The organism is Neisseria sp. 27098_8_139, assembly GCF_041433195.1.
Classification (GTDB): domain Bacteria; phylum Pseudomonadota; class Gammaproteobacteria; order Burkholderiales; family Neisseriaceae; genus Neisseria; species Neisseria subflava.
In genome coordinates, this window is the sequence record NZ_JAPWBA010000009.1 from 46,174 (window position 1) to 70,206 (window position 24,033).

19 protein-coding genes and 4 pseudogenes are annotated in these 24,033 nt (G+C 49.9%); 10 read left to right on the forward strand and 13 right to left on the reverse strand.

Translation table 11 applies throughout. From position 1 onward, the window contains the following. Nucleotides 1–40 precede the first annotated feature (40 nt). A complete protein-coding gene (locus O3660_RS08725) occupies nt 41–166 on the reverse strand; it encodes a hypothetical protein (protein ID WP_003678791.1) in 126 nt (41 codons plus the stop codon). Nucleotides 167–527: 361 nt separating this feature from the next. Here O3660_RS08725 and O3660_RS08730 point away from each other — a divergent pair, with 361 nt between their 5' ends. Further along, a complete protein-coding gene (locus O3660_RS08730; protein ID WP_049352712.1) occupies nt 528–3,014 on the forward strand; it encodes a heavy metal translocating P-type ATPase in 2,487 nt (828 codons plus the stop codon). A 37-nt stretch (nt 3,015–3,051) separates the two neighbouring features. After that, on the forward strand, nt 3,052–3,492 hold the full coding sequence (locus O3660_RS08735; RefSeq protein ID WP_049352710.1) for a DNA polymerase III subunit chi: 441 nt from the start codon (nt 3,052–3,054) through the stop codon (nt 3,490–3,492). Between the two features lie 79 nt (nt 3,493–3,571). On the opposite strand, the gene O3660_RS08740 is transcribed toward O3660_RS08735, so the two are convergent. After that, nucleotides 3,572–4,792, reverse strand: coding sequence for an aspartate kinase (locus O3660_RS08740; RefSeq protein ID WP_049352709.1), 1,221 nt, complete (start codon nt 4,790–4,792; stop codon nt 3,572–3,574). A 171-nt stretch (nt 4,793–4,963) separates the two neighbouring features. Continuing rightward, entirely contained in the window at nt 4,964–5,692 is a 729-nt protein-coding gene (gene rph, locus O3660_RS08745) for a ribonuclease PH (protein WP_371464846.1), read from the reverse strand. Between the two features lie 138 nt (nt 5,693–5,830). Here rph and O3660_RS08750 point away from each other — a divergent pair, with 138 nt between their 5' ends. From O3660_RS08750 to O3660_RS08765, 4 genes and pseudogenes are all read left to right on the forward strand, one after another. Next, a complete protein-coding gene (locus tag O3660_RS08750; protein ID WP_318250613.1) occupies nt 5,831–6,718 on the forward strand; it encodes a YicC/YloC family endoribonuclease in 888 nt (295 codons plus the stop codon). A gap of 206 nt (nt 6,719–6,924) precedes the next feature. Continuing rightward, nucleotides 6,925–7,875 carry a bile acid:sodium symporter family protein gene (locus O3660_RS08755; protein ID WP_049352707.1) on the forward strand — a complete coding sequence of 317 codons (951 nt, stop codon included), beginning with the start codon at nt 6,925–6,927 and terminating at the stop codon, nt 7,873–7,875. A gap of 119 nt (nt 7,876–7,994) precedes the next feature. After that, a pseudogene (locus tag O3660_RS08760) lies at nt 7,995–8,561 on the forward strand (sulfite exporter TauE/SafE family protein); the annotation flags it as partial. Next, a pseudogene (locus O3660_RS08765) lies at nt 8,548–8,718 on the forward strand (IS3 family transposase); the annotation flags it as partial. The pseudogenes O3660_RS08760 and O3660_RS08765, both read left to right, overlap by 14 nt. A 24-nt stretch (nt 8,719–8,742) precedes the next feature. On the opposite strand, the gene O3660_RS08770 reads toward O3660_RS08765, so the two are convergent. The 7 genes and pseudogenes from O3660_RS08770 to O3660_RS08800 form a co-directional block, all read right to left on the reverse strand. Continuing rightward, a complete protein-coding gene (locus O3660_RS08770; RefSeq protein ID WP_036491551.1) occupies nt 8,743–9,126 on the reverse strand; it encodes a DUF305 domain-containing protein in 384 nt (127 codons plus the stop codon). Nucleotides 9,127–9,367: 241 nt separating this feature from the next. Further along, nucleotides 9,368–10,963, reverse strand: a complete 1,596-nt coding sequence (locus tag O3660_RS08775) for a peptide chain release factor 3 (protein WP_371464847.1) — start codon at nt 10,961–10,963, stop codon at nt 9,368–9,370. A 267-nt stretch (nt 10,964–11,230) separates the two neighbouring features. Then, nucleotides 11,231–11,324, reverse strand: a pseudogene (gene rplF, locus O3660_RS08780) (50S ribosomal protein L6); the annotation flags it as partial. A 62-nt stretch (nt 11,325–11,386) separates the two neighbouring features. After that, nucleotides 11,387–11,566: a hypothetical protein gene (locus O3660_RS08785; RefSeq protein WP_000648250.1), complete on the reverse strand. Its 180-nt coding sequence runs from the start codon at nt 11,564–11,566 to the stop codon at nt 11,387–11,389. 19 nt (nt 11,567–11,585) lie between these two features. Then, nucleotides 11,586–12,689, reverse strand: a pseudogene (locus tag O3660_RS08790) (NADH-dependent flavin oxidoreductase). A 118-nt stretch (nt 12,690–12,807) separates the two neighbouring features. Next, complete coding sequence (locus O3660_RS08795) at nt 12,808–13,872, reverse strand: 2,3-butanediol dehydrogenase (RefSeq protein WP_003686191.1); 1,065 nt, start codon at nt 13,870–13,872, stop codon at nt 12,808–12,810. A 236-nt stretch (nt 13,873–14,108) separates the two neighbouring features. Then, the gene (locus tag O3660_RS08800) at nt 14,109–15,167 is read right to left on the reverse strand and encodes a histone deacetylase family protein (protein ID WP_049350729.1); all 1,059 of its coding nucleotides are present in this window, start codon (nt 15,165–15,167) and stop codon (nt 14,109–14,111) included. 177 nt (nt 15,168–15,344) lie between these two features. Here O3660_RS08800 and yajC point away from each other — a divergent pair, with 177 nt between their 5' ends. The 4 genes from yajC (at nt 15,345) to O3660_RS08820 (ending at nt 19,686) form a co-directional block, all read left to right on the forward strand. After that, entirely contained in the window at nt 15,345–15,611 is a 267-nt protein-coding gene (gene yajC, locus O3660_RS08805) for a preprotein translocase subunit YajC (protein WP_003678762.1), read from the forward strand. A gap of 75 nt (nt 15,612–15,686) precedes the next feature. After that, the gene (gene secD / locus O3660_RS08810) at nt 15,687–17,540 is read left to right on the forward strand and encodes a protein translocase subunit SecD (RefSeq protein ID WP_049350728.1); all 1,854 of its coding nucleotides are present in this window, start codon (nt 15,687–15,689) and stop codon (nt 17,538–17,540) included. A 3-nt stretch (nt 17,541–17,543) separates the two neighbouring features. Continuing rightward, nucleotides 17,544–18,479 (forward strand): protein translocase subunit SecF, encoded by a 936-nt coding sequence (gene secF, locus O3660_RS08815; protein WP_049350727.1) that lies wholly within the window; start codon nt 17,544–17,546, stop codon nt 18,477–18,479. Between the two features lie 325 nt (nt 18,480–18,804). After that, nucleotides 18,805–19,686 carry a carbohydrate kinase gene (locus O3660_RS08820; RefSeq protein WP_049350726.1) on the forward strand — a complete coding sequence of 294 codons (882 nt, stop codon included), beginning with the start codon at nt 18,805–18,807 and terminating at the stop codon, nt 19,684–19,686. A 79-nt stretch (nt 19,687–19,765) separates the two neighbouring features. Here the strand turns inward: O3660_RS08820 and O3660_RS08825 are convergent, their stop codons facing one another. The 3 genes from O3660_RS08825 to infB form a co-directional block, all read right to left on the reverse strand. Further along, nucleotides 19,766–20,323, reverse strand: coding sequence for a nitroreductase family protein (locus O3660_RS08825; protein ID WP_049350725.1), 558 nt, complete (start codon nt 20,321–20,323; stop codon nt 19,766–19,768). A 110-nt stretch (nt 20,324–20,433) separates the two neighbouring features. After that, nucleotides 20,434–20,613, reverse strand: a complete 180-nt coding sequence (locus O3660_RS08830; protein ID WP_049350724.1) for a calcium-binding protein — start codon at nt 20,611–20,613, stop codon at nt 20,434–20,436. Between the two features lie 522 nt (nt 20,614–21,135). After that, entirely contained in the window at nt 21,136–24,030 is a 2,895-nt protein-coding gene (infB, locus tag O3660_RS08835; RefSeq protein WP_371464848.1) for a translation initiation factor IF-2, read from the reverse strand. Nucleotides 24,031–24,033: the final 3 nt, after the last annotated feature.

Sequence of the window (24,033 nt, forward strand, 5' to 3'; positions counted from 1 at the left end):
ATGTTCAGACGGCCTTACCGTAAAATTTTAAATCCGAGGATTATGCCGACAGAGGGCTTTTCTTTTTGAACACGCTTTCGTAAAGCATCCAAGCGGCGAGGCTCAGGTATACGGTGCTGGACAAAATGCCGATAACGGCGAAGATAGGCATAAGGCGATCAATCATGGTGAGGTTTCCCAATAAGTTAGTTTTATAAGTAAATGTGTGTTTTTTTATTTCCGTCTTCGCGGAATGCTTAAAGTATGCTGCTTAAATGGATTGAGGTCAATAAAAAATGTATTGGATTTTTTAAAAAAGTTCCATTTTTACATTAAAATAATTGGAAGTTTTTAAAGATAAACGGTATTTATATGTTACCGTTCATCATTTGATAAACGGTCAATACTTTGTTTTCCATATTTTTTATAAAATTCGACAGTCTATTAATTCAAAAGTAAATGAAATGAGGCGGAAAAACGCTTTTTGCTAAAATGTAACATCCTGAAACGATTGTTTCAGGCCGTCTGAAAAATAAATCGAACATATTATGACATCTTCCACACATCCCCAAAAAAACTGCTTCCATTGCGGACTTGAAGTCCCGGAGCATCTGCATCTGACGGTTCATTTTGAAGACGAAGAACACGAAACCTGCTGCGCCGGTTGCCAAGCGGTGGCGCAGAGTATCATCGATGCAGGTTTGGGCAATTATTACAAACAGCGTACCGCAGATGCGGAAAAATCCGAATTGCCGCCGCCGGAAGTATTGTCGCAATTAAAGCTATACGATTTGCCTGAAGTGCAGGCAGATTTTGTCGAGGTCGGCACAGGGGATGAGCGCGAGGCGGTGTTGATGCTGGGCGGCATTACCTGCGCCGCGTGTGTGTGGCTGATTGAGCAGCAGTTGTTGCGCATGAAGGGCGTGGTGCGCGTGGATTTGAATTACAGCACCCACCGTTGCCGCGTGGTGTGGGACGGCGCCCACATCGAATTGTCGGACATTTTGCTGAAAATCCGCCAAACCGGTTATACCGCCGCGCCTTATGATGCGCAAAAAATCGAAGCGCAGGCGCAGAAGGAACGCAAACAGTTTATCGTCAGATTGGCCGTGGCCGGTCTGGGCATGATGCAAACGATGATGTTTGCCCTGCCGACTTATTTTTACGGCGGCGACATCGAGCCGCTTTATTTGGAAATCCTGCATTGGGGCGGCTTTTTGATGGTGTTGCCCGTTGTGTTTTACAGCGCGTTGCCGTTTTACCGCGGCGCCTGGCGCGACTGGAAAAACCGCCGTGTCGGCATGGATACGCCGATTGCCATTGCCATTGTGATGACCTTTATCGCCGGTATTTACAGCTTGGCCACCAACGCAGGGCAGGGCATGTATTTTGAATCCATCGCTATGTTGCTGTTTTTTCTGTTGGGCGGGCGTTTTATGGAACAGATTGCCCGACGCAAAGCAGGCGATGCGGCGGAGCGGTTGGTTAAATTGGTTCCGGCATTCTGCCACCGTTTGCCGTCTTATCCTGAAAGCGAAGCCATCGAGGAAGCCGCGGTCGTCCGCCTCAATATCGGCGATACGATTGTTGTGAAACCCGGCGAAGTCATTCCGGTGGACGGTACGGTTTTGTCCGGTGAGAGCGAAGTTAACGAAGCCATGTTGACCGGCGAAAGCCTGCCCATCGTGAAAAGGCCGTCTGAAAAAGTAACCGCCGGTACACTCAACACCAGCAGCCCTTTAATCATCCGCACCGATCATACCGGCGGCAACACGCGTTTGTCCCATATCGTTAAACTGCTCGACCGTGCGCTGGCGCAAAAACCGCGTGCCGCCGAGTTGGCCGAAAAATACGCGTCCAGTTTTGTGTTTGGCGAACTTTTGCTTGCGATTCCTGTTTTTATCGGCTGGGTATGGTATGCAGACGCACACACCGCCTTGTGGATTACCGTTGCCCTGCTAGTCATTACCTGCCCGTGTGCCTTATCGCTCGCTACCCCTACCGCGCTGGCCGCTTCGACCGGCGCACTTGCCAAAGACGGTATTCTCATCAGCGGCAAACAAAGCCTGGAAACGCTTGCCCAAATTGACGACGTCGTGTTTGATAAAACCGGTACGCTGACCAAAGGGCAGCTCTCTGTCAGCTGTATGTTGTCCGCAGGCCGTCTGAACGAAGCCCAAGCCCTTGCTATCGCCCAAGCATTGGAGCAGCAATCCGAACACCCCATCGCCCGTGCCATTTTGAACCATACGCTTTCAGACGGCCCTGTATCCGCGCTTGATGTGAAAGTGCAACAACGGGTCAACCGTATCGGACACGGTGTCAGCGCGCAAATTGAATTTGATGGCGAAACCCAAGTTTGGGCTTTGGGCAAAGCGGCGTTTGTTTCGGAAATTGCCGGTAATCTGCCTGAAACCTTTGCCCATATCGACCACACAGGCGGCATTATTTTCTTGGGCAATCAAAGCGGTTTTCAGACGGCCTTTTTACTGGAAGACCAAATCAAAGACAGTGCCGCTGAAATGTTGCAAAAACTGAAACAACACGGCATCCGTCTGCACCTTTTAAGCGGCGACCGTCAGGCTGCCGTAGCCCAAGTCGCGCAAGAGCTGGGTTTGGACGCCTATCGTGCCGAAGCCACGCCTGAAGACAAGCTGGCTTATGTAGAAAATTTGCAAAAACAAGGACGTAAAGTCATGATGATCGGCGACGGTATCAACGATGCCCCCGTCCTTGCCCAAGCCGATGTATCGGCTGCCGTGGCTACAAGTGCCGATGTGGCGCGAGACGGTGCGGATGTGGTTTTGCTCAATGATGATTTGAACGTTTTGCCCGTGATGATGGAACAGGCACGCCGCACTCATCAAATCATCCGCCAAAACCTGACTTGGGCGAGCGCATACAATCTGGTTGCCGTTCCGCTGGCCGTGTTTGGTTACGTTACCCCGTGGATCGCCGCGCTCGGCATGAGTTTCAGCTCGCTGCTGGTGTTGGGCAATGCCTTGAGATTGTTGAAAACCAAAAAGGCCGTCTGAAAACGGCAAATCCATTGCTTAAACGAAAGAATACGCCATGCCTAAAGCCACTTTTTATACACACGTCGCCCAGCCGGCCGCCTTTGCCTGCCGCCTGATTGCGCGCGCCATACGCGATGGCGGGCAGATTTTGGTGTGGTCGGATTCTTCTGCGGCAGTGCAGCAACTAGACGTTGATTTATGGCAGCAGATTCCCGAAAGCTTTATTCCGCATGAAGTCTGGCTGCCTACCGACCCCATGCCGTCTGAAACGCCGGTATTGCTTGCGTTTGGAAACGCATTGCCGAATATTCCGCAAGATTGCACGGTTTTGAACCTGTCTGCCGATTTTTGGAGCCAAGCCCCGGCCATTCCAAACCGTATCCTTGAAATTGTAGGCAACAGCTTGGAAGATTTAGCTGAAGCCCGAGACCGTTTCCGAGCTTATCGTCAGAGCGGATTTGAGATTGAGCATTTTTCGAGAGAAGGGAAGGATTGAGTATTGAAACAGCAAAGTTTTAATATAAAAGGCCGTCTGAAACAATAAAGTTTCAGACGGCCTTTTTAATAGGCTGGAATTAGTTACCTAAGTCGAATGCTTTATGCAGAACGCGGGTAGCCAGTTCCATGTATTTTTCGTCAATCAGGACGGATACTTTGATTTCGGAAGTTGAAATCATTTGGATGTTGATGCCTTCTTCTGCGAGGGTGCGGAAGATTTTGGCTGCTACGCCGACGTGTGAACGCATGCCCAAGCCGACTGCGGAGACTTTGCATACGGTGTCGTCGCCGTCAATGCAGGCGGCGCCGATGCTGTCTTGGCGTTGTTGCAGCAGTTCGATGGTTTGTTTGTAGTCACCGCGTGGAACGGTGAAGGAGAAGTCGGTTGTGCCTTCGCTGCCGACATTTTGGATGATCATGTCGACTTCGATGTTGGCATCGGCCACTGCGCCGAGGATTTGGTAGGCAACGCCGGGTTTGTCAGGTACGCCGCGTACGTTGATGCGTGCTTGGTTTTTGTCGAATGCGATACCGGTTACGGCTGCTCTTTCCATGTTGTCGTCCTCTTCAAAGGTAATCAGGGTGCCGTTGCCGCCATCTTGCAGGCTGCTGAGTACGCGCAGGCGCACTTTGTATTTTCCGGCGAATTCTACGGAGCGGATTTGTAAAACTTTTGAACCGAGGCTGGCCAGTTCGATCATTTCTTCAAAAGTGATCGTGTCCATGCGGCGCGCTTCGGGTACGACGCGTGGGTCGGTGGTGTAAACGCCGTCCACGTCGGTGTAAATTTGGCATTCGTCGGCTTTGAGGGCTGCGGCGATGGCAACGGCGGAGGTGTCCGAACCGCCGCGGCCAAGGGTTGAGATATTACCTTCGCTGCTGATGCCTTGGAAACCGGCTACGATAACGACTTTTCCAGCGGCCAAATCGGCACGCATTTTTTCGTCGTCGATGTTTTCGATGCGGGCTTTGGTGTGGGAAGTGTCGGTTTGGAGGGCGACTTGCCAGCCGGTGTAGCTCTTGGCGTCAACGCCGATGTCTTTCAGGGCCATGGCCAGCAGGCCGATGGTCACTTGTTCGCCGGTAGCGAGAACGACGTCCAGCTCACGCGGATCGGGATGCTCTTGCATTTCGTGCGCCAGTGCGACCAGTCGGTTGGTTTCGCCGCTCATGGCGGATACGACGACTACGATGTCGTGTCCTTCGGCGCGGGCTTTGGCGACACGTTTGGCTACGTTTTTGATGCGTTCGGGCGAGCCTACTGATGTGCCGCCGTATTTATGTACGATTAACGCCATGTTTCGTGCTTTCTTGTGGGGGTTGTCGGGCAGCTTGGTTTGCTGGAAAAAGGGTTATTATTACTATTTTTTACATGGAATTCAAGGATAGAACGCGCTTTTTTGAGTAAATACGCATAAAGGGGTTGGGTTAAAAAAGGCCGTCTGAAAGTTTTCAGACGGCCTTGTTGATTATCGGGCCAAAAGGGCGGCCTGCTGGTGTTGGACTAATTCGGCAATGCCTTTGTGCGCGAGGGCAATGAGTTTGCCCAATTCTTCGATGCTGAACGGTGCGCCTTCGGCTGTGCCTTGGATTTCGATGATTTTGCCAGATGCGGTCATGATGATGTTAACGTCGCTGTCGCAGCCTGAATCTTCGGGATAGTCCAAGTCCAAAAGCAGTACACCGCCCACCACGCCGGCGGAAACGGCGGCAACGGCTTCACGGATGGGGTTTTCGCTGATAAGGCCGTCTGAAAGGAGTTTGTCTACGGCGATTTGCAGGGCAACGTAGGCACCGGTAATGGAAGCGGTACGCGTGCCGCCGTCGGCTTGGATGACGTCGCAGTCAATCAGGATTTGGCGTTCGCCTAGTTTTTCCATATCGACGACGGCGCGCAGCGAGCGGCCGATCAGGCGTTGGATTTCTTGTGTGCGGCCGGACTGTTTGCCTGCGGCGGCTTCACGGCGCATACGGGAGGCAGTGGAAGCCGGCAACATGCCGTATTCGGCCGTTACCCAGCCTTGTTCTTTACCGCGCAGAAAAGGGGGAACGTTTTCGTCGATGGAGGCCGTGCAAATCACTTTGGTGTTGCCGCACTCGATAAGGCAGGAACCATCGGCATGTGGCAGGAAATTGGGGGTGATTTTAATGTTGCGCAGGCTGTCGGCGGCGCGGCCGGTGCGGGTGTAGTCGCTCATGATGGTCCTTTGGGGAGAATAAAAAACAGGTTGCCTTGAATTATAGAGGAATTTGGCACCAAAGGCCGTCTGAAAATCGTCGGTCGGGTGTGTTATAGTGTCCATACTTTCACTCGTATTTGGAAACGGAGTAAAACCATGGCTACAAGACGAACTATTCAAATCCACAGCATGACCGGCTTTGCCAATGCCGCAGGCGAATGCGGCGGCAAGCGGATTAATTTGGAAATCCGCGCGGTCAACCATCGTTATTTGGATGTCCAATTCCGTATGCCGGAAGAGTTGCGCTATTTGGAAGGCGCGTTGCGCGAGCAGATTGCCGCGGCCGTGGCGCGCGGTAAATTGGAATGCCGTGTTCAGCTGCAAGATGCGGCTTCGGGCGGTCAGACTTTGGAAGTCAATCAGGATTTAGTCGCACAACTGGCGCATTTGAACAAAGAATGGCGTAAGGAACACAATTTCGGCAAGCTGAGCGTGGCCGACGTTTTGCGTTTCCCCGGCGTTTTGGCAGGGCAGGGCGAAGACTCCGAAGCCTTGGCGAAAGGTGTTAAAGATTTATTGACCGGCGCGTTGAAAGAGTTTACCGCCGCCCGCAAACGCGAAGGCAAAAAACTGGGCGAACATTTGCTGCAACGTCTGGACGGCATGGAAGAGATTGTGGACGCTTTGAACGAACTGTTCCCAAGCCTTTTGCAGGCGCATATGGACAAAGTCAAAACCCGTTTGGCAGAAGCCGTCGGCAACATCGACAACGACCGCTTGCAACAGGAATTTGCTTTGTTTATTCAAAAATCCGATGTGGATGAGGAATTCAGCCGTTTGCGTACCCATATCGCCGAAGTGCGCCGCATTGTTACCGAAGGTAAGGGCAGCGCAGGTAAACGTTTGGACTTCTTGATGCAAGAGTTGAATCGTGAAGCCAATACCTTGGGCAGCAAAGCCATCGCCGCCGAATGTACGCAAGCGTCGGTAGAACTGAAAGTCTTGATCGAGCAAATGCGCGAACAGGTTCAAAATATCGAATAAATCGATGATTAACGGATAGGATAAGGCCGTCTGAAAAGGTTTCAGACGGCCTTTGTGTTGATATTAGGTGGAATTAGTGCGGTTTATCTTTAAACATTATTGGATGGCGGATTTCCTGTTGCGTTACTGTAATTGCGCATAAGAGTTAATATGTGTTAAATTATGGCAATTATTGTCATGATAAAAACATACAAAGGAGTAAAAACATGAACTTTCTGACCACAGTCAGCCGACAAATGACCCGCTTCACCGCCCTGATCATCGTCCTTGCCTCCATCATCGCCTTTATCGAACCTGCCACTTTTTCGTGGGTAAAAGGCGATACGCAAGTCGTCGTACTCGGCATCATCATGCTGGGTATGGGTATGACTTTGGGCAAAGAAGATTATCAAATTTTGGCGCAACGTCCGCTCGATATTTTTATCGGCGCAATCGCCCAATACACGATTATGCCCCTGCTCGCTATCGGTATTGCCAAAGCCTTTGACCTTTCGCCCGGATTGACGCTAGGTTTGGTTTTGGTCGGTACTTGTCCGGGCGGCGTTTCGTCCAATATCATGAGTTTTTTGGCTAAAGGCGATGTTGCCTTTTCGGTTGGCATGACCACTGTTTCCACCGTCCTCGCTCCTGTGATGACGCCATTGTGGATGACTTATTTGGTCGGACAAACCGTCGAAATGGACGGCTGGAGTATGTTCAAATTTATGCTGCTCGTTACCCTGTTGCCTGTCGTTATCGGCTCTGCCGCCAATATCTTGCTGCATAAAAAACATTGGTTTGAAGACGTGCGCGCGATTATGCCTGCCGTTGCCGTTGTTGCATTTGCCTGTATTGTCGGCGGCGTTGCTGCCGTTCACGGCCATCGTTTCGCCGAATCCGCCTTCGTGATGGTACTCGCCATCGCTGCCCACAACATCGGCGGCTATATTCTTGGCTATTACAGCGGCGCGCTGACTGGCATGAATACCGCCAAAAAACGCACCCTTGCCATCGAAGTCGGTGTACAAAATGCCGGACTTGCCACCGGTTTGAGCGCTAAATTCTTTCCCGGTAATGCCGAGTCTGCCGTTGCCGCCGCCGTTGCCTGCGTTTGGCACTCTGTATCGGGAACGGTTTTGGGCAACTTGTTTGCATGGTGGGACAAGCGTAAGCAATAAGCTGTAAACATTGCCAAATAACAAAAGGCCGTCTGAACGTATGGTTTTCAGACGGCCTTGTAGGTTGTCAGGACAGGCAAACACGCGCAAAATCGCTTTGCTTTTTTGAGATGGGCATTATGCTTGCAGATTCGTTTTTTTATTATCTGGTGTTGGTCGGCTTTGCCGCCGGGCTGATGGATGCGGCCGTTGGCGGCGGAGGGCTGTTGCAGATTCCCGGATTGTTCAACCTATTGCCAAACGCTACGCCTGTGGCTTCAGTGATGGGTGTCAATAAATTTGCTTCCTGTTGCGGCACGTTAACCGCGACGGGGCAATATCTGCGCCGAATCCCAGTGCCGTGGAAAATGCTGTTGCCTGCGGCGGCGTTGGCATTTGCCGCTTCATATTTGGGCGCGAAAACGGTGGTGTATTTCCCCGTGCAATACATGAAACCGACGATGTTGGTCATTATGATTGCCATGTGTCTGTACACTTTTTTGAAAAAAGACTTGGGGCAGACGGTGCGCACTGAAAAGCTGACGCGCCGTGAAACCTTATGGGGCTTGTTTTTCAGCGCGTTAATCGGGTTTTACGACGGTGTGTTCGGGCCGGGAACGGGCAGCCTGCTGGCTTTTGTGTTCGTCCGCTTTTACGGCTATGATTTTTTAGCGGCCAACGCTTCGGCAAAGGTCATCAATTGGACGATTAAAAATGGAATGTTATTACGGTAAATGATTTGAGACGTTCTAACAACTGGAAAAAACGATTCATGAGTACATTCATTATTACAACCATGAGCGCATTCAAGGGAAACTAAAAGGACTGAGCTCTGTGAATTACAGAACTCAGTCCTTGAACTAAATCAGTCTAACTTTTGGGGTCAGATCATTTTACGGAGCTTTTTTTGTTGTGTGCTTTAAGCCATTTTTGCATTTGTTCAATTTCCGCTTGTTGTGCGTTAATAATATCCTCAGCAAGCTTACGCATCTCAGGATCCTTTCCGTATTTTAATTCAACTTCCGCCATTTTTACTGCGCCAATATGGTGTGGCAACATACCTGCTGCAAAAGCAACATCAGGATCTTTATATTGCGCAGCAGCCATCATGTCTTGATTCATTTGATTCATACCTTGCATTAATTCTTGTTGCATTGCAGAATCTGTCGACATTGGCATATTCATGTGTGCTTGATGCGGTTGTTCATTAGCTTGGGCATAATTTGAAATTGCAACAGCGCTAAGTGTGATAAAAGTCATAAGTTTTTTCATGTTTTTCGCCTATGTGATAACTGAAGGAGCACAAATCATAAACTTTGACCTAAGGTTAAAGTCAACATTTATTCCGAAAATGTTTGGTGAGGTGCTAAAAGCTAAAATAAGACAATATTTGAGCTGCGTTACGGATTTATGTTGCTGCTGTGCCTGACCATTGGAAAGTTTGCTTGGGATTTATTGGGTTGATATCGAATGAAAAAAAGGCCGTCTGGAAGTTTCAGACGGCCTTTTTGTTTTACAGTTTAACCGAATGCTCGCGTGTTTCGTGGAACACGATGTCCGGCCAGCGTTCTTGCGTCAGATTTAAGTTTACGCGGTTAGGCGCGAGGTAGGCGAGGTTGCCGCCAGCGTCTATCGAAAGGTTGCCTGCATTGGCTTTTTCAAATTCCGCCAGCTTTTTCTTGTCTTCGCACGATACCCAGCGCGCCGACCAGATGGATGCGTTGTCAAACACGGCCTCTACGCCGTATTCATTGGCGAGGCGCGAGGTAACGACTTCAAACTGCAACACGCCGACCGCACCTAAAATCAAATCTGCGCCGCTCATCGGTTTGAAGACCTGTACCGCGCCTTCTTCGCCAAGCTGTTGCAAACCTTTTTGCAGTTGTTTGATTTTCAGCGGGTTTTTGATACGTACGCTGCGGAACAGTTCGGGCGCGAAGAATGGGATGCCGGTAAACGCCAGTTGTTCACCTTCGGAGAAGCTGTCGCCGATTTGGATGTTGCCGTGGTTCGGGATACCGATAATATCGCCGGCGTAGGCTTCTTCCACCAGCTCGCGGTCGTGCGACATGAAGGTTACTACGCTGGAAGCGGCGATTTCGCGGTTGATGCGCAGGTGTTTCATCTTCATGCCGCGCTCGAATTTACCGGAGCAGACGCGTAAGAAGGCGATACGGTCGCGGTGTTTCGGGTCCATATTGGCTTGGATTTTGAAGATAAATCCGGAGAACTTAGGTTCGTCAGGCTCAACCATGCGTACGGTCGCGTCGCGCGGTTTCGGCGCGGGAGCCCAGTCGATCAATGAATTGAGGATTTCCTGAATACCGAAGTTGTTAATCGCCGAGCCGAAGAACACGGGCGTGAGTTCGCCGGCGAGAAATTCGTCAAGATTGAACTCGTTGGAAGCCGCCTGCACCAATTCGATTTCGTCGCGCAGCTGCTGGATTTCCAGCGGAAAGCGTTGTTCCAGTTCGGGATTGTCGATGCCTTTGATGATGTCGAATTCGTGCGGCAGACGTTCGCCGCCTGCGTCGAAGAGATAGATTTCATCGTTCAGGATGTGGTACACGCCCTTGAAGTTTTTGCCAATGCCGATAGGCCAAGTAACGGGCGCGCAGCGGATTTTTAAAATATTTTCCACTTCATCCAGCAATTCCAAAGAATCGCGCACTTCGCGGTCGTATTTGTTCATGAAGGTAACAATCGGCGTATTGCGCAGGCGGCAGACGTTCAAGAGTTTGATGGTTTGCGCTTCCACGCCTTTTGCCGCGTCGATGACCATCAACGCGCTGTCCACGGCGGTCAAAACGCGGTAGGTGTCTTCGGAGAAGTCTTGGTGTCCCGGCGTGTCCAAGAGGTTGACGGTGTGGTCTTTGTAGTCGAACTGCATCACGCTGGATGCCACGGAAATGCCGCGCTGCTTTTCGATTTCCATCCAGTCGGAGGTGGCGAATTTGCCGGTTTTCTTGCCTTTTACCGTACCCGCGCTCTGAATCGCACCTGAAAACAGCAACAGCTTTTCGGTCAGCGTGGTTTTACCCGCGTCAGGGTGGGAGATGATGGCAAACGTGCGGCGGCGGCGCACTTGGTCGAGTATTTCTTGGGACATGGTTTTCTTTGCAAAAAGGTTCAGGCCGTTTTTTCAGACGGCCTGAAGGATATGGGTGTTGGAAAACAGGCTAAAATAAGGGCGTGTGCAACACGCCCTGCAATAGATTGAAAGATGCGGAATTGTACAAAAAAATGCTTGATAATTCAATGTTTGCACCAAAACAAAGGCCGTCTGAAAAGTTTCAGACGGCCTTTGTTTATGAATCGATGATTAAATATCCATCGGTTTCCATTCCGCGCCTTTTACCGGCGGCAGCCATGATTGCGTATTTAGGTCCTTTTACAGTTATTACGTTGTCATTGTTAGTGAGTTCAACACCAGCAGGCAACACGATAACTTTATTACCAATACGTGACATGTTTATTTTCTCCTGTTAGATTGTCAGGCCATAAGGGCCAGTTTTCACGGGGGGCATTCGGATTAGAGCAAACCTAGTTTCTTTCGAAAAGCTTTGACAAATTCCTGATATTCTGTCAATACATCAATAGCCGCAGGACTATAACCAATTTCACATAAAAGAGATACAAGGTCATCTTTTGACAATTCAGCCAAAGCGTCTTCTGCAACAATAAGTTTTTCATTCAATTCAGTAGCTTTCATCTTTTTCTCCTAAACTAATTTACTCTCTATTTAGCTGACCGCTGGAGGCAAAGCCCCACAAGGTGTCGGGGAGGCCGTAATGGTCGGCACGCGTTGGGTCGAGTTGCGTTTCGATTTCATCTTCGCGGCCTTCACGGATTTGTGTGGCGATGTGCGGATTAATCATCACGGTTTTGCCCAATGCGATAAATTCTGCCCAGCCGGTTTCATAGGCAGCCAAAATTTGGTCGGCGGTAAACAGGTTGCCCACGCCGATAAGCGGCAGTTTGCCGTTGATGCGTTCGTGGATGAACTGCATACGGGTTTGCGCGGTATCGCCGCCGCGACGGATTTTTTTATCAAATTCCCACAGGGAAACGTGCAGATATTGTAGCGGTTTTTGTACCAATGCGTCAATCAGTGCGCCGGTTTCAGTCATGGTTAAGCCGTCATCGCCCGGCTCTTCGGGAGAGAAGCGGTAGCCGATAATGAAGTCGTCGCGCTGGTGTTTTTCACGGACGGCAACCACGGCATCGATAACGGCCAGAGGAAAGCGCATTCTGTTTTCCAAGCTGCCGCCCCATTGGTCGTTGCGGCGGTTGCTTTGGGCAGAGTAAAACTGTTGGATTAAATAGCCGTTCGCGCCATGGATTTCCACACCGTCAAAACCGGCACGAAGCGCCAAATCGGCGGCTTGCGCATAAGAGGCGATGAGTGCTTCGACTTCTTTTTCGGTCGCTTCGCGTGCGTGTTCGGCTTCGCTGGCGGAAGCGCTGATTTTGTCGAGACCGTCCAAAAGGTCATTCATGGCTTTGGAACCGCCGTGATGAATTTGTAAAATCGCTTTTGCGCCTTGTTGTTGCAGGATTTGTGCGGTTTCTTTCAGGCTGTCGAGGCAGTGTTCGCCTGTGGCTTCAGGTTGGCCGTGAAAGGCTTTGCCGTCTTTTTGAACCAAAGTGGCGGCAGTGATAAACAAGCCCATATCGCCTGCACGGTTGCTGAGGAAGGTACGCTCTTGGTCGCTGATCAAACCGTCGGCTTGTGAGCCGAAATGGGTCATGGGGGCGACGACAAGGCGGTTTTTGATGGTTACGCCGTTATTGAGGGTGTATGTTTGAAAGAGTGTGGCCTATTTTGGATTCATGGAGTTTTACTCTTGATAAGTGAATGGTCGGCATAGAATTGGGCCATTCGGGAATTTATCAAGTACGCAGGCCGTCTGAAAAGTTTCAGACGGCCTGTTTATTCTTTAAGCCCTAGGATTAAAGATTAGGATTAACAATGATTTTTACTGCGGATTCGTTGTTGTGGATCAAGCGCTCGAAGCCTTCGGAAATCAATTCGTCCAGTTTGATGCGTTGGGTGATGAAAGGCTCAAGGTTGATTTTGCCTTCTTCCACCAGTTTGATGGTTTCGGCGTGGTCGTTGCAGTAGGCGATGGTGCCGCGCACGTCCAGCTCTTTCATCACGACGCTGTGGACGTTGATGGTGGCGGGGTGGCTCCAGATGGAGACGATAACCAAATTGGCCGTGGGCTTGCACGCTTCAACCAAAGTATCCAGAACTTTGTTCACGCTGGTACATTCGAATGCGACGTCTACGCCTTCGCCGTTGGTCAATTTTTTCACTTCTTCGACGACGTCGACTTCGGACGGGTCGAGGATGTAGTCGGCAACGCCGGATTCGCGGGCTTTGTCTTTGCGCGCTTTGCTCAATTCGGTGATGATGACTTTGATGCCTTTGGCTTTCAACACGGCGGCAAGCAGCAAACCGATCGGGCCTGCGCCACCGACCAATGCGACGTCGCCTGCTTTCGCGCCGCTGCGGACATAAGCGTGGTGGCCGACGGACAGAGGCTCAATCAAAGCGGCTTGGTCCAATGGGATTTTGTCGGAAATAGGGTGTACCCAACGGCGTTTGACGGCGATTTTTTCAGACAAGCCACCACCGCAGCCGCCCAAGCCGATGAAGTTCATGTCTTTGGAGAGGTGGTAGTTGCTGCCTTCGCCGGTCGGTACGTCGTCGCGGATGATGTAGGGTTCGACCACAACGTGTTGGCCGACTTTGATGTCGTCCACGCCTTCGCCTACGGCATAAACCACGCCGGAGAACTCGTGACCCATGGTGACTGGTGCAGACTCGCCTGAGATTGGGTGTGGGTGGCCGCAAGGTGGAATGAAAATCGGGCCTTCCATGAATTCGTGCAGGTCGGTACCGCAGATACCGCACCAAGCAACATTAATGCCGACAGTACCCGGAGCGACGGTTGGCTCTGGAATGTCTTCGATGCGGATGTCGCCTTTGTTGTAAAAACGTGCTGCTTTCATTGTAACGCTCCTTTTTTTAAATGGAGGCCGTCTGAAAAAGACGGTCAATTGGGGAAAGGGTAGCAGTGAGGTGTGTGAACTATTTTTATTTGTCCGTTTTATTTTTGTTATTTTACTACTGATAATATGGAAATGGTTTGTCTTTGCTCAAATTAACGTGTGTAAATGAAAAAAAGGCCGGCCGTCTGAAACGGATGATGTGTTTTCAGACGGCCTGGGTCGATAGTTTAAATGCGTTATTGCGTAGGATTGTTACTTTTGCCGCGCTTCAAATGCTTTTGGTAGGCGATGACGTAATCGGCCTTGCTCAAGCCTGCCAATACGCGGATGTGGGCGGCGGCGGATTTGGACAGGGATTCCAAGGTATATCCGCCTTCCAGTACGGAAACGACACGTCCCTGACAGCTTGCCGTTGCTTGGACGATTTTGTGCGTCAGCCAGGCAAAATCGGCTTCATGCAGGTTCAGACGGCCTGTTTCGTCTTGTTTGTGTCCGTCAAAACCGGCTGAAAGCAACACCAACTCGGGACGGAAAGCCGTGAGCTTGGGCAGCCATTGTTCGCGGATGGTCGTGCGGAAGATACGGCTGCCTGTGCCCGGTTTGAGGGGTGTATGCAGCATATTTTTGCTGCCGGCGTATTGTTCCGCCTCCGGGAAGGGGAAGATGTCGGTTTCAAACAGGTTGAAAAACATCACGCGCGGATCGTCTCGGAGAATCTCCGCCGTACCGTCGCCGAAATGGGCGTCGAAATCAATGACGGCGATGCGTTGCAGACGGTATTGGGCAATGGCGTGCATTACACCGGCGGCGGTGTTGTTGACGAGGCAGAATCCGCTGGCGCTGTTACTGTGGGCATGGTGGCCGGGTGGGCGGATGGCGCAAAAAGCATGCCAAGCCTTTTTGTTCATCACCATATCGACTGCTTTGACAACGGCTCCGGCTGCAAAGCGGGCGGCTTGGAGGGAGTCGTGGCTGATGACCGTATCGTCATCGATGCGGTGGATTTTGCCGGGAAGCGGCTGGGCGGCTTCCAATTCGTGCAGATAATTGCGCGAGTGGACCAATGCCAGTTGCGCATCTTTGATTTCGGGTGCTTCAGCGGTTTGCAGATGACGCCAAATGCCTTCCTTTTTTAAGGCGGCTTGAATGGCGCTGATGCGTTCGGGCTTGTCGGGGTGGTTGGTGCCCGGCTGGTGCTGCAGAAATATAGGATGGGAAATCCATACGGTGCGGGCATTTTTGCCAAGTAATCGACGCAGTAGGGTACGCACGCGCCAAATGATTTTTTTAAGCATGGAAAGTGTGTCTCGAACGAGTCGCACGGACTGCTAAATATGGTTAATAAATACGGAAATGCTTGGAAATTTTTCAGACGGCCTTTAGAATAGCTCAATTTTACAGTCCGACCAACTGCGTTTTGGGCTGTATGCAGTTTTTTACTTTATCTTAAAACTTAAAAGAACGGATATATTATGAATCAAGCTGTGGCTCAATTTGCCCCTTTACTGCTGATTATGGTGGTGTTTTACTTCCTGATTATGCGTCCTCAACAAAAGAAATTCAAAGCACACCAAGCTATGCTGGCTGCTTTGAAAGTAGGCGATAAAGTCGTTTTGGCTGCAGGGTTCAAAGGCCGTGTGACCAAAGTCGGCGAGCAATTCTACACTGTCGACATCGGCCAAGGTGCGAGAATCGAAGTGGAAGTAGAACGCAACGCGATTGCCGCGAAAGCCGAATAATCCGTTTTTTTGCGAAAAGCCGCCTCATTTTCCGAGTGCGGCTGTTTGCCTTTATAAATAAAGCAAAGGTTTACCATGAACCGTTATCCTTTATGGAAATACCTGCTGATTGCGTTCACGATTGTGGTTGCGGCTGTTTACTCGTTGCCCAACCTTTTCGGTGAAACGCCTGCCGTACAGGTATCGACCAACCGACAAGCCATCGTTATCAATGAGCAAACCCAGTCGAAAGTGTCTTCTGCGTTGCAAAGCGCAGGTATTCAGACTGACGGTATGTTCATTGTCGATAACTCGCTGAAAGTGCGTTTTAAAGATACTGAAACGCAATTGAAAGCGCGTGATGTCATCGAAAACACTTTGGGCGAAGGCTATATTACCGCGCTCAATCTTTTGGCGGACAGTCCTGAGTGGATGGAGAAAATTAAAGCCAATCCGATGTTCTTGGGTCTGGACTTGCGTGGTGGTGTGCATTTCACCATGCAGGTGGACATGAAAGCCGCGATGCAGAAAACGTTTGAACGTTACGCCGGCGACATCCGCCGCGAATTGCGTCGCGAAAAAATCCGTACCGGTACGGTGCATCAGGCTGAAAACGGTCTGACCGTACCTCTGCAAGATGCCGCCGATGTACAAAAGGCCTTGCCTCAGTTGCAAAAAATGTTCCCTGAAGCCACTTTAGTTGCAGACGGTAACAATATCGTGCTGACTCTGTCTGAAGAGGCGATTAATAAAGTACGCTCTGATGCGGTTAAGCAAAACATCAACACTTTGCACAACCGTGTGAATGAATTGGGTGTGGCAGAACCGGTTATCCAACAATCCGGTCTTGACCGCATTGTTGTACAGCTGCCGGGTGTACAAGATACTGCCAAAGCAAAAGACATTATCGGTCGTACTGCGACTTTGGAAGTACGCATGGTGGAAGACGATCCGATTAAACTGCAAGAAGCCTTAAACGGTAATGTACCGACTGGTTATGAGTTACTGTCAAGCGGTGGCGATCATCCGGAAACTATTTTGGTCAACAAACAAGTTGAACTGACCGGCGACAACATCAACGACGCGCAACCTAGCTTTGACCAAATGGGCGCTCCTGCTGTGAGCCTGAGCTTGGACAGCGCAGGTGGCAGCATTTTTGGCGAATTGACTTCGGCCAATGTGGGTAAACGTATGGCTATGGTGTTGATCGACCAAGGTAAATCCGAAGTTGTGACTGCGCCTGTCATCCGCTCCGCCATTACCGGTGGCCGTGTGGAAATTTCCGGTAGCATGACAACTGCCGAAGCCAACGATACTTCATTGTTGCTGCGTGCCGGTTCGCTGGCTGCGCCTATGCAGATTGTCGAAGAACGTACCATCGGCCCGTCTTTGGGTAAGGAAAACATTGAAAAAGGTTTCAATTCTACCTTGTGGGGCTTTGCCGCCGTTGCCGCATTTATGGTGGTTTACTACCGCCTGATGGGTTTCTTCTCTACCATCGCTTTGAGTACCAATATCTTGTTCTTGGTAGGTATTTTGTCTGCCATGCAGGCAACGCTGACCCTGCCGGGTATTGCTGCGTTGGCATTGACATTGGGTATGGCGATTGACTCCAACGTATTGATTAACGAACGTATCCGTGAAGAATTACGCGCAGGTATACCACCTCAACAGGCCATCAACCTCGGTTTCCAACATGCTTGGGCAACCATTGTCGACTCTAACTTGACCTCTCTGATTGCCGGTATTGCTTTGTTGGTATTTGGTTCCGGCCCTGTACGTGGTTTTGCTGTTGTGCACTGTATCGGTATTCTGACCTCGATGTATTCGTCTGTGGTCGTGTTCCGTGCTTTGGTTAACCTGTGGTACGGCCGCCGTCGCAAATTGCGGAATATTTCCATTGGTGCGGTATGGAAGCCGAAAGCTGAAATGGCAGAAGGCAAGGAGTAAAACATGGAATTATTTAAAATCAAACGCGATATTCCGTTTATGAGCTACGGCAAACTGACGACCTTTATTTCGTTGGTTACGTTTATCGCCGCCGTGTTCTTTTTGGTAACCAAAGGCCTGAATTTCTCCGTCGAATTTACCGGCGGTACGGTAATGGAAGTCCAATATCAGCAGGGCGTGGATGTGAATCAAACGCGCGAACGCCTCGATACGCTGAAAATGGGTGATGTACAGGTTCAGGCATTGGGTACGAATAAACATATCATGATCCGCCTGCCGAACAAAGAAGGCGTAACGTCTGCCCAGCTGTCCAACCAAGTGATGGATTTGCTGAAAAAAGACAATCCTGACGTTACTTTGCGCCAAGTCGAATTTATCGGCCCTCAGGTTGGCGAAGAATTGGTTACCAATGGTTTGATGGCATTGGGCTTCGTAGTGGCAGGTATCATTATTTACTTGTCCATGCGTTTTGAGTGGCGTTTTGCAGTATCTGCGATTATTGCGAATATGCACGATATCGTGATTATTCTCGGCTGTTTCGCCTTCTTCCAATGGGAATTCTCACTGACTGTCTTGGCAGGTATTTTGGCAGTTTTGGGTTACTCCGTGAACGAATCCGTGGTTGTGTTTGACCGTATTCGTGAAAACTTCCGTAAGCCGCATATGCGCGGCCACACCGTGCCGGAAGTCATCGACAACGCGATTACCGCAACCATGAGCCGTACCATCATTACCCACGGTTCGACCGAGGCAATGGTTGTTTCTATGCTGGTGTTCGGCGGTGCAGCCTTGCACGGTTTCTCTATGGCGCTGACCATCGGTATCGTGTTCGGTATTTACTCTTCCGTATTGGTTGCCAGCCCGCTCTTGCTGATGTTTGGCTTGAGCCGTGAGAACATTGCCAAAGAAGTGAAGAAAAAAGAAGAAGTTGTAGTCTAAACACTGCAATAATTCGATAAAGGCCGTCTGAAAATTGTTTGAATCAGTTTTCAGACGGCCTTTTGTATTTAAATTTCAGAATATTTTGTTTTAATGAAATAGAAAGGGATAAATGTGAAAGAAAAAGAAAAAAATAGGAACAATATAATTTTGTGATGAATCAAGTTTATTGTCTGATATGCCCTTAATTGCTTGTCAGTCCCAATATTTTAAAACATAATACTTTTGCCCCTGATGCTGGAGTTTTACTACAAGTACATGATTTGCAAAAAATCTGTTGGGCGTGCAGACCCTGCCAATCAACCTCAAAAAAGGAAGGCCAAGAATGAAAGTAACCAGTTTCGGCGAAGTGCTGTGGGACGATTTTCCAAACGGAAAGGTATTGGGTGGTGCACCCCTGAATGTTACCGTTCGTTTGCAGTCTTTGGGTATCGATACTGCCATCATCAGCCGTCGTGGCGATGATGCCGATGGCGAAGAATTGCTACGCCAGATTCAAAGCAAAAACGTCAATACTGATTATTTGCAGGTTTGTCATGAATGTTCGACCAGCTTGGTGAAAGTACATTTGGATAAGTGTGGCAGCGCGTCTTATGAGATTGTCTATCCTTGCGCGTGGGACAGGATTGCGGTTGATGATGCGGCAATCAAACGTGTGGCAGAATCCGATGCTTTCGTTTTTGGCAGCTTGGCAACCCGTGATGAAGTTTCGCGTAAAAGCTTGGCTGTTTTGCTGAAAGAAGCCAAATTCAAAATTTTTGACGTTAATCTGCGCAAGCCCCATTATGATCTTGACCGCTTGTTGGAGACCATGAAACAGTCCGATATGGTCAAACTCAATGATGATGAGTTGTATGAATTGGCTGCGGCCTATGGCTCTCCTTATCACAGTATCGAGCAAAATATCGGCTACCTCGTTGAGCTGACCGGCGTCAAAATCCTTTGCGTGACTTTAGGCAGCCATGGCGCGGTTTTGTATAAGGACGGCGAGTTATACCGTCATTGCGGTTTCCGCGTCAAAGTGGTGGATACCGTTGGCTCCGGCGACAGCTTCCTTGGCGGCTTGACTTACAAACTGCTGAACAATGCGCCTCCTCAAGAAGCCATTGCTTTTGCTTGTGCGTTGGGTGCATTGGTGGCTTCACGCCATGGCGCGACGGCGGATATTTCTTTGGAAGAAATTGAAGCGTTTATGTATCCGGCTTGATGCTTCGATAATAGATATAAAAAGGCCGTCTAAACAACCATTAAATCAGGTTTTCAGACGGCCTTAGTGTTTTCAGGCTTTACCAATAAGTTGTAAAACATTCCAAGTTGGTATTTTTCGGGCCGCCGCCTTCTTCTGTCGGCGAACCAATCATCATCAGACCGATGATTTTGTCTTTGTCGGCACACTCAAATGCTTCGCGCAACAATGGGCTGTTGACCCACATGCCCGTAATCCAAACGTTGTCGAAGCCTTGAGCAGAAGCAGCCAGTTGTAAAGCATAGGCGGCGCAGCCGGCAGTCAGCATTTGCTCCCATTCAGGTTTGGGTTTTGCCACTTCACGGTTTGGCGTAAATGTAACGCCGATAATCATAGGCGCCATGTTGCCGACGCGTTCGGCTTTTTTCATGGTATCATCGCCGAAGTTGAGTTCGGTAACGGTATTGCTCAACAGCTCGCGGAAACGTTGTAAGCCGACTTCGCTTTGAATCACAGTAAAGCGGTAAGGGCGCATATTGCCGTGATCAGGAACTTGTGTTGCCGCTTGCAGCATTTGTTCCAGTTGCTCGGCATTGGGTGCCGGAGCAGTCAGTTTTTTGGAAGAGCGACGCGTGGTGAGGAGATTTAAGGCATCCATTTTTATTCTTTCTTGTGAATTCGAATGAGAATAATTATATAGCAGAACGATAAATAAATCAGCAAAGGACTAAGGCCGTCTGAATTAAGGTTTCAGACGGCCTTTGAGTTTTACAGGATACCGTTGTTTTGTGTATTTTCAGTAATCAGTGCTTTGTTGATTTCGTCGGCGGTGTAGCTCTTACCGTTTTCGAATACAAAGCTGTCGACATTATTGTTGGCAATGTCATGGATGGTCAGGGTGTCGCCTGTATCTTTGATGGTTAAGACCCAATCATCGCCGGTTTTCAACTGTAAACCGTATCATCTCTGCCATTTGGGTTTTCAATGATTTTATCGTCGCTGCGGGTTACATAATAAACGTCATCTCCCGATGTGCCTGTTGTTGCTTGTGCAAGGGGAGATGGCTGCAATTGCTCTAAATGTCGTAATTCAAATTGCGCATTGCTTTTTTGATTGTCATGATATTTTCTTTAGATATTGATGAGAGTAACAAGGAAGTAAACGTATCCGGCATATGGCCGGTATTGCTTAATTTGTATTGTGTTTAGGCTGTATATACTAGTGCCGAAACTTGATAAAAACAACAGAAACGTTAAGATATGACAATATATAGAGAGCCTTATCAGGCTTAGTTTGCCGTCTATTCTTTTGACAAATGGCTTTGCCTTGTGCGGCTGTTTTGTTTCTTATATACCACACATTAATTTCCATAGTTTCAAACTATGAATGGTTGTAAAAAGGCCGTCTGAAAAAAAGAAGCAGGTTTCGCATTGCAAAACCTGCTTCTGATTTTTCAGACGGCCTGTCTGATTACAGAGTACGGGCAACTTCGACGATATCGAAACATTCGAGTTGGTCGCCTTCCATAATCTCGTTGTAGCCTTTGAGCATCAGACCACACTCGAAGCCCATGCGGACTTCTTTGACGTCGTCTTTGTAGCGTTTCAAAGAAGACAGCTCGCCGGTATGGATAACTACATTGTTGCGGATGAGGCGGACATGGGAATCGCGTTTGACCACACCGTCGGTAACCATACAGCCTGCAATATTGCCGACTTTGGAAACGGAGATAACCTGACGGATTTCGACCGTACCGGTTACTTGCTCTTTCTCTTCCGGAGAGAGCATACCGCTCATGGCGGCTTTCACGTCGTCGATGGCATCGTAAATGATGTTGTAGTAACGGATTTCCACGTTTTCATTCTCAGCCAGTTTGCGTGCGGAAGCATCTGCACGGACGTTAAAGCCGATGATGAATGCGCCGGAAGCGATGGCCAAGTTGACATCAGATTCGGTAATACCGCCAACACCGCTGTGCAACACGTTCACTTTCACTTCGTCGGTGGACAGTTTTTTTAGGCTGCCAGCCAAAGCTTCGTAAGAACCTTGTACGTCTGCTTTGATGATGACGGACAAGGATTGGGCTTGGTTTTCGCCCATGTTGTTGAACATGTTTTCCAGTTTCGCGGCCTGTTGTTTGGCCAAGCGCACGTCGCGGTATTTGCCTTGACGGAAGAGGGCGATTTCGCGCGCTTTTTTCTCGTCGGCCAATACCATTGCATCTTCGCCTGCGTTCGGTACGTCGGACAAGCCGAGGATTTCGACAGGGATAGACGGGCCGGCTTCATTGATGGCTTTGCCGTTTTCGTCAACCATTGCACGGATTTTACCGAATGCAGTACCGGCCAGCAGCATATCGCCTTTTTTCAGCGTACCGCTTTGAACCAGCAATGTGGCAACCGCGCCGCGGCCTTTGTCCAAACGTGCCTCAACGATAATGCCTTTGGCAGGTGCATCGACTGGGGCAGTCAGTTCCAAAACTTCGGCTTCGAGCAAGACAGCTTCGAGCAATGCATCGATGTTCAGGCCTTTTTTAGCGGAAACGTCGATGAACTGTACATCACCGCCCCATTCGTCAGGCACGACTTCGTGCGCAGTCAGCTCTTGGCGGATACGCTCGGGATTGGCCGCCTCTTTATCGATTTTGTTTACCGCTACCACCATAGGCACGCCCGCGGCTTTAGCGTGGGCAATCGCCTCGATGGTTTGAGGCATTACGCCGTCGTCGGCTGCTACCACAAGAATCACGATATCGGTTGCTTTCGCACCGCGCGCACGCATGGCGGTAAATGCTTCGTGACCCGGAGTATCCAAGAAGGTAATCACGCCGCGTGGGGTTTCAACGTGGTATGCACCGATGTGTTGGGTAATGCCGCCCGCTTCGCCTTGTACCACTTTGGCACGGCGGATGTAGTCCAGCAGGGAGGTTTTACCGTGGTCAACGTGACCCATCACGGTAACAACCGGAGGACGCGGCAATGCTTCGGCTTCTACTGCTTCAACGCCTTCATCCAAGAATGCTTCAGGGTCGTCGGCGGCGGCAGGTTTACCGATGTGGCCGAGTTCTTCCACCACAATCAGGGCAGTGTCTTGGTCGATAGATTGGTTGATGGTTACCATCATGCCCATTTTCATCAGGGCTTTAACCACTTCGACGCCTTTAACGGCCATTTTGTGTGCCAAGTCGGCAACGGTAATGGTTTCAGGCACCAAAACTTCGTGTACGACAGGTTCGGTCGGCGCTTGGAAGGCGTGTTGGTTTGGCTCAAGTTTGAGTTTTTTGCCTTTTTTGCCGCCGCGTACGCGCTCGTCGTCGCCATTGCGAGCATTGTTGCGGTCGCGACCGCCTTTGCCGCCTTTGCCTTTAGCATTGCGACCTTGAGTGTCTTCATCACGCTCACGACGGTCTTCTTTTTTACCGCGTGCGTTGTGTTCGGATTTGCCTTCGCCGGATGCTGCTTTGGCTTTCTCGGCAGGTTTATTGCGTTCGCCTGATTTGGCTTCTTTAGTAGGTTTTGAGTCTTTCTCGGCCTGTTGTTTTATAGCTTCTCGGCGTGCTTGACGCTCTTGTTTTTCTTTTAACAAGGCTTCTTGATGCGCACGCAGGGCGGTGGCACGACGGGCTTCTTCATCGCGTTGAGCCTGTTCTTCCACGCTGACGACAGGTTGCGGTGCGGCAGGAGCGGCAGGTTTGGCGGTCTTTTTCGCTTCTTTGCCTTTGCTGCCTTTGTCTTGTTTGGCTTTGGCAGGTTTTTTGGCATCGGCTGGTTTTTCGGCTTCAACGGATTTTTCAGACGGCTTATTGTCTGCTTTAGACTCAACTTTTACTTCAGCCTTAGCTTCTACGGCTTCAACTGGTTTGGCTTCTTCTTTTTTGGCTTCGGCAGGTTTGCCTTCCGCTTTTGGTGTGGCTTTGGCTGCTTTCAGCCTGGCTGCTTCGGCCTCTGCTTTGGCACGGGCTTCGGCCTTTGCGGCAGCTTCTGCTTCAGCTTTGGCTTTTTCTTCGGCAGCTTGAGCGGCTGCTTTCTCTGCTTCGGCTTTTTGGTTTTCCGCTGCTACTTTGGCTTTGGCTTCCGCTGCCAATTCTTCGGAAGAAGGAATGGTAACGGCACGGCTGCGGCGGCGTGTTTCCACTTTTACGCCGTCAACGGTGCTGACTTCGGTTTTTTTGCGGCGGATGCTGATGGTGCCGCTGTTGCTGCCGTTTTTCTTTTGCAGGTAAGCAGTCAACAGTTGTTTGTCGTCAGTGGTTATGCTGTCATTGCCGCTGTTTTTGTTGACCCCGGCTTCTTTCAATTGTTTAAGCAAATCATCGACGGGGCGGTTTAGTTCGGCGGCAAATTGCGCTACGGTTGTATTACTCATTCA

What these genes read in the sequence shown, in the direction of transcription:
- O3660_RS08725 (WP_003678791.1), bottom strand. Translation starts at nt 166, where the DNA reads ATGATTGATCGCCTTATGCCTATCTTCGCCGTTATCGGCATTTTGTCC.
- O3660_RS08730 (WP_049352712.1), top strand. Translation starts at nt 528, where the DNA reads ATGACATCTTCCACACATCCCCAAAAAAACTGCTTCCATTGCGGACTT.
- O3660_RS08735 (WP_049352710.1), top strand. Translation starts at nt 3,052, where the DNA reads ATGCCTAAAGCCACTTTTTATACACACGTCGCCCAGCCGGCCGCCTTT.
- O3660_RS08740 (WP_049352709.1), bottom strand. Translation starts at nt 4,792, where the DNA reads ATGGCGTTAATCGTACATAAATACGGCGGCACATCAGTAGGCTCGCCC.
- rph (WP_371464846.1), bottom strand. Translation starts at nt 5,692, where the DNA reads ATGAGCGACTACACCCGCACCGGCCGCGCCGCCGACAGCCTGCGCAAC.
- O3660_RS08750 (WP_318250613.1), top strand. Translation starts at nt 5,831, where the DNA reads ATGGCTACAAGACGAACTATTCAAATCCACAGCATGACCGGCTTTGCC.
- O3660_RS08755 (WP_049352707.1), top strand. Translation starts at nt 6,925, where the DNA reads ATGAACTTTCTGACCACAGTCAGCCGACAAATGACCCGCTTCACCGCC.
- O3660_RS08770 (WP_036491551.1), bottom strand. Translation starts at nt 9,126, where the DNA reads ATGAAAAAACTTATGACTTTTATCACACTTAGCGCTGTTGCAATTTCA.
- O3660_RS08775 (WP_371464847.1), bottom strand. Translation starts at nt 10,963, where the DNA reads ATGTCCCAAGAAATACTCGACCAAGTGCGCCGCCGCCGCACGTTTGCC.
- O3660_RS08785 (WP_000648250.1), bottom strand. Translation starts at nt 11,566, where the DNA reads ATGAAAGCTACTGAATTGAATGAAAAACTTATTGTTGCAGAAGACGCT.
- O3660_RS08795 (WP_003686191.1), bottom strand. Translation starts at nt 13,872, where the DNA reads ATGAAAGCAGCACGTTTTTACAACAAAGGCGACATCCGCATCGAAGAC.
- O3660_RS08800 (WP_049350729.1), bottom strand. Translation starts at nt 15,167, where the DNA reads ATGCTTAAAAAAATCATTTGGCGCGTGCGTACCCTACTGCGTCGATTA.
- yajC (WP_003678762.1), top strand. Translation starts at nt 15,345, where the DNA reads ATGAATCAAGCTGTGGCTCAATTTGCCCCTTTACTGCTGATTATGGTG.
- secD (WP_049350728.1), top strand. Translation starts at nt 15,687, where the DNA reads ATGAACCGTTATCCTTTATGGAAATACCTGCTGATTGCGTTCACGATT.
- secF (WP_049350727.1), top strand. Translation starts at nt 17,544, where the DNA reads ATGGAATTATTTAAAATCAAACGCGATATTCCGTTTATGAGCTACGGC.
- O3660_RS08820 (WP_049350726.1), top strand. Translation starts at nt 18,805, where the DNA reads ATGAAAGTAACCAGTTTCGGCGAAGTGCTGTGGGACGATTTTCCAAAC.
- O3660_RS08825 (WP_049350725.1), bottom strand. Translation starts at nt 20,323, where the DNA reads ATGGATGCCTTAAATCTCCTCACCACGCGTCGCTCTTCCAAAAAACTG.
- infB (WP_371464848.1), bottom strand. Translation starts at nt 24,030, where the DNA reads ATGAGTAATACAACCGTAGCGCAATTTGCCGCCGAACTAAACCGCCCC.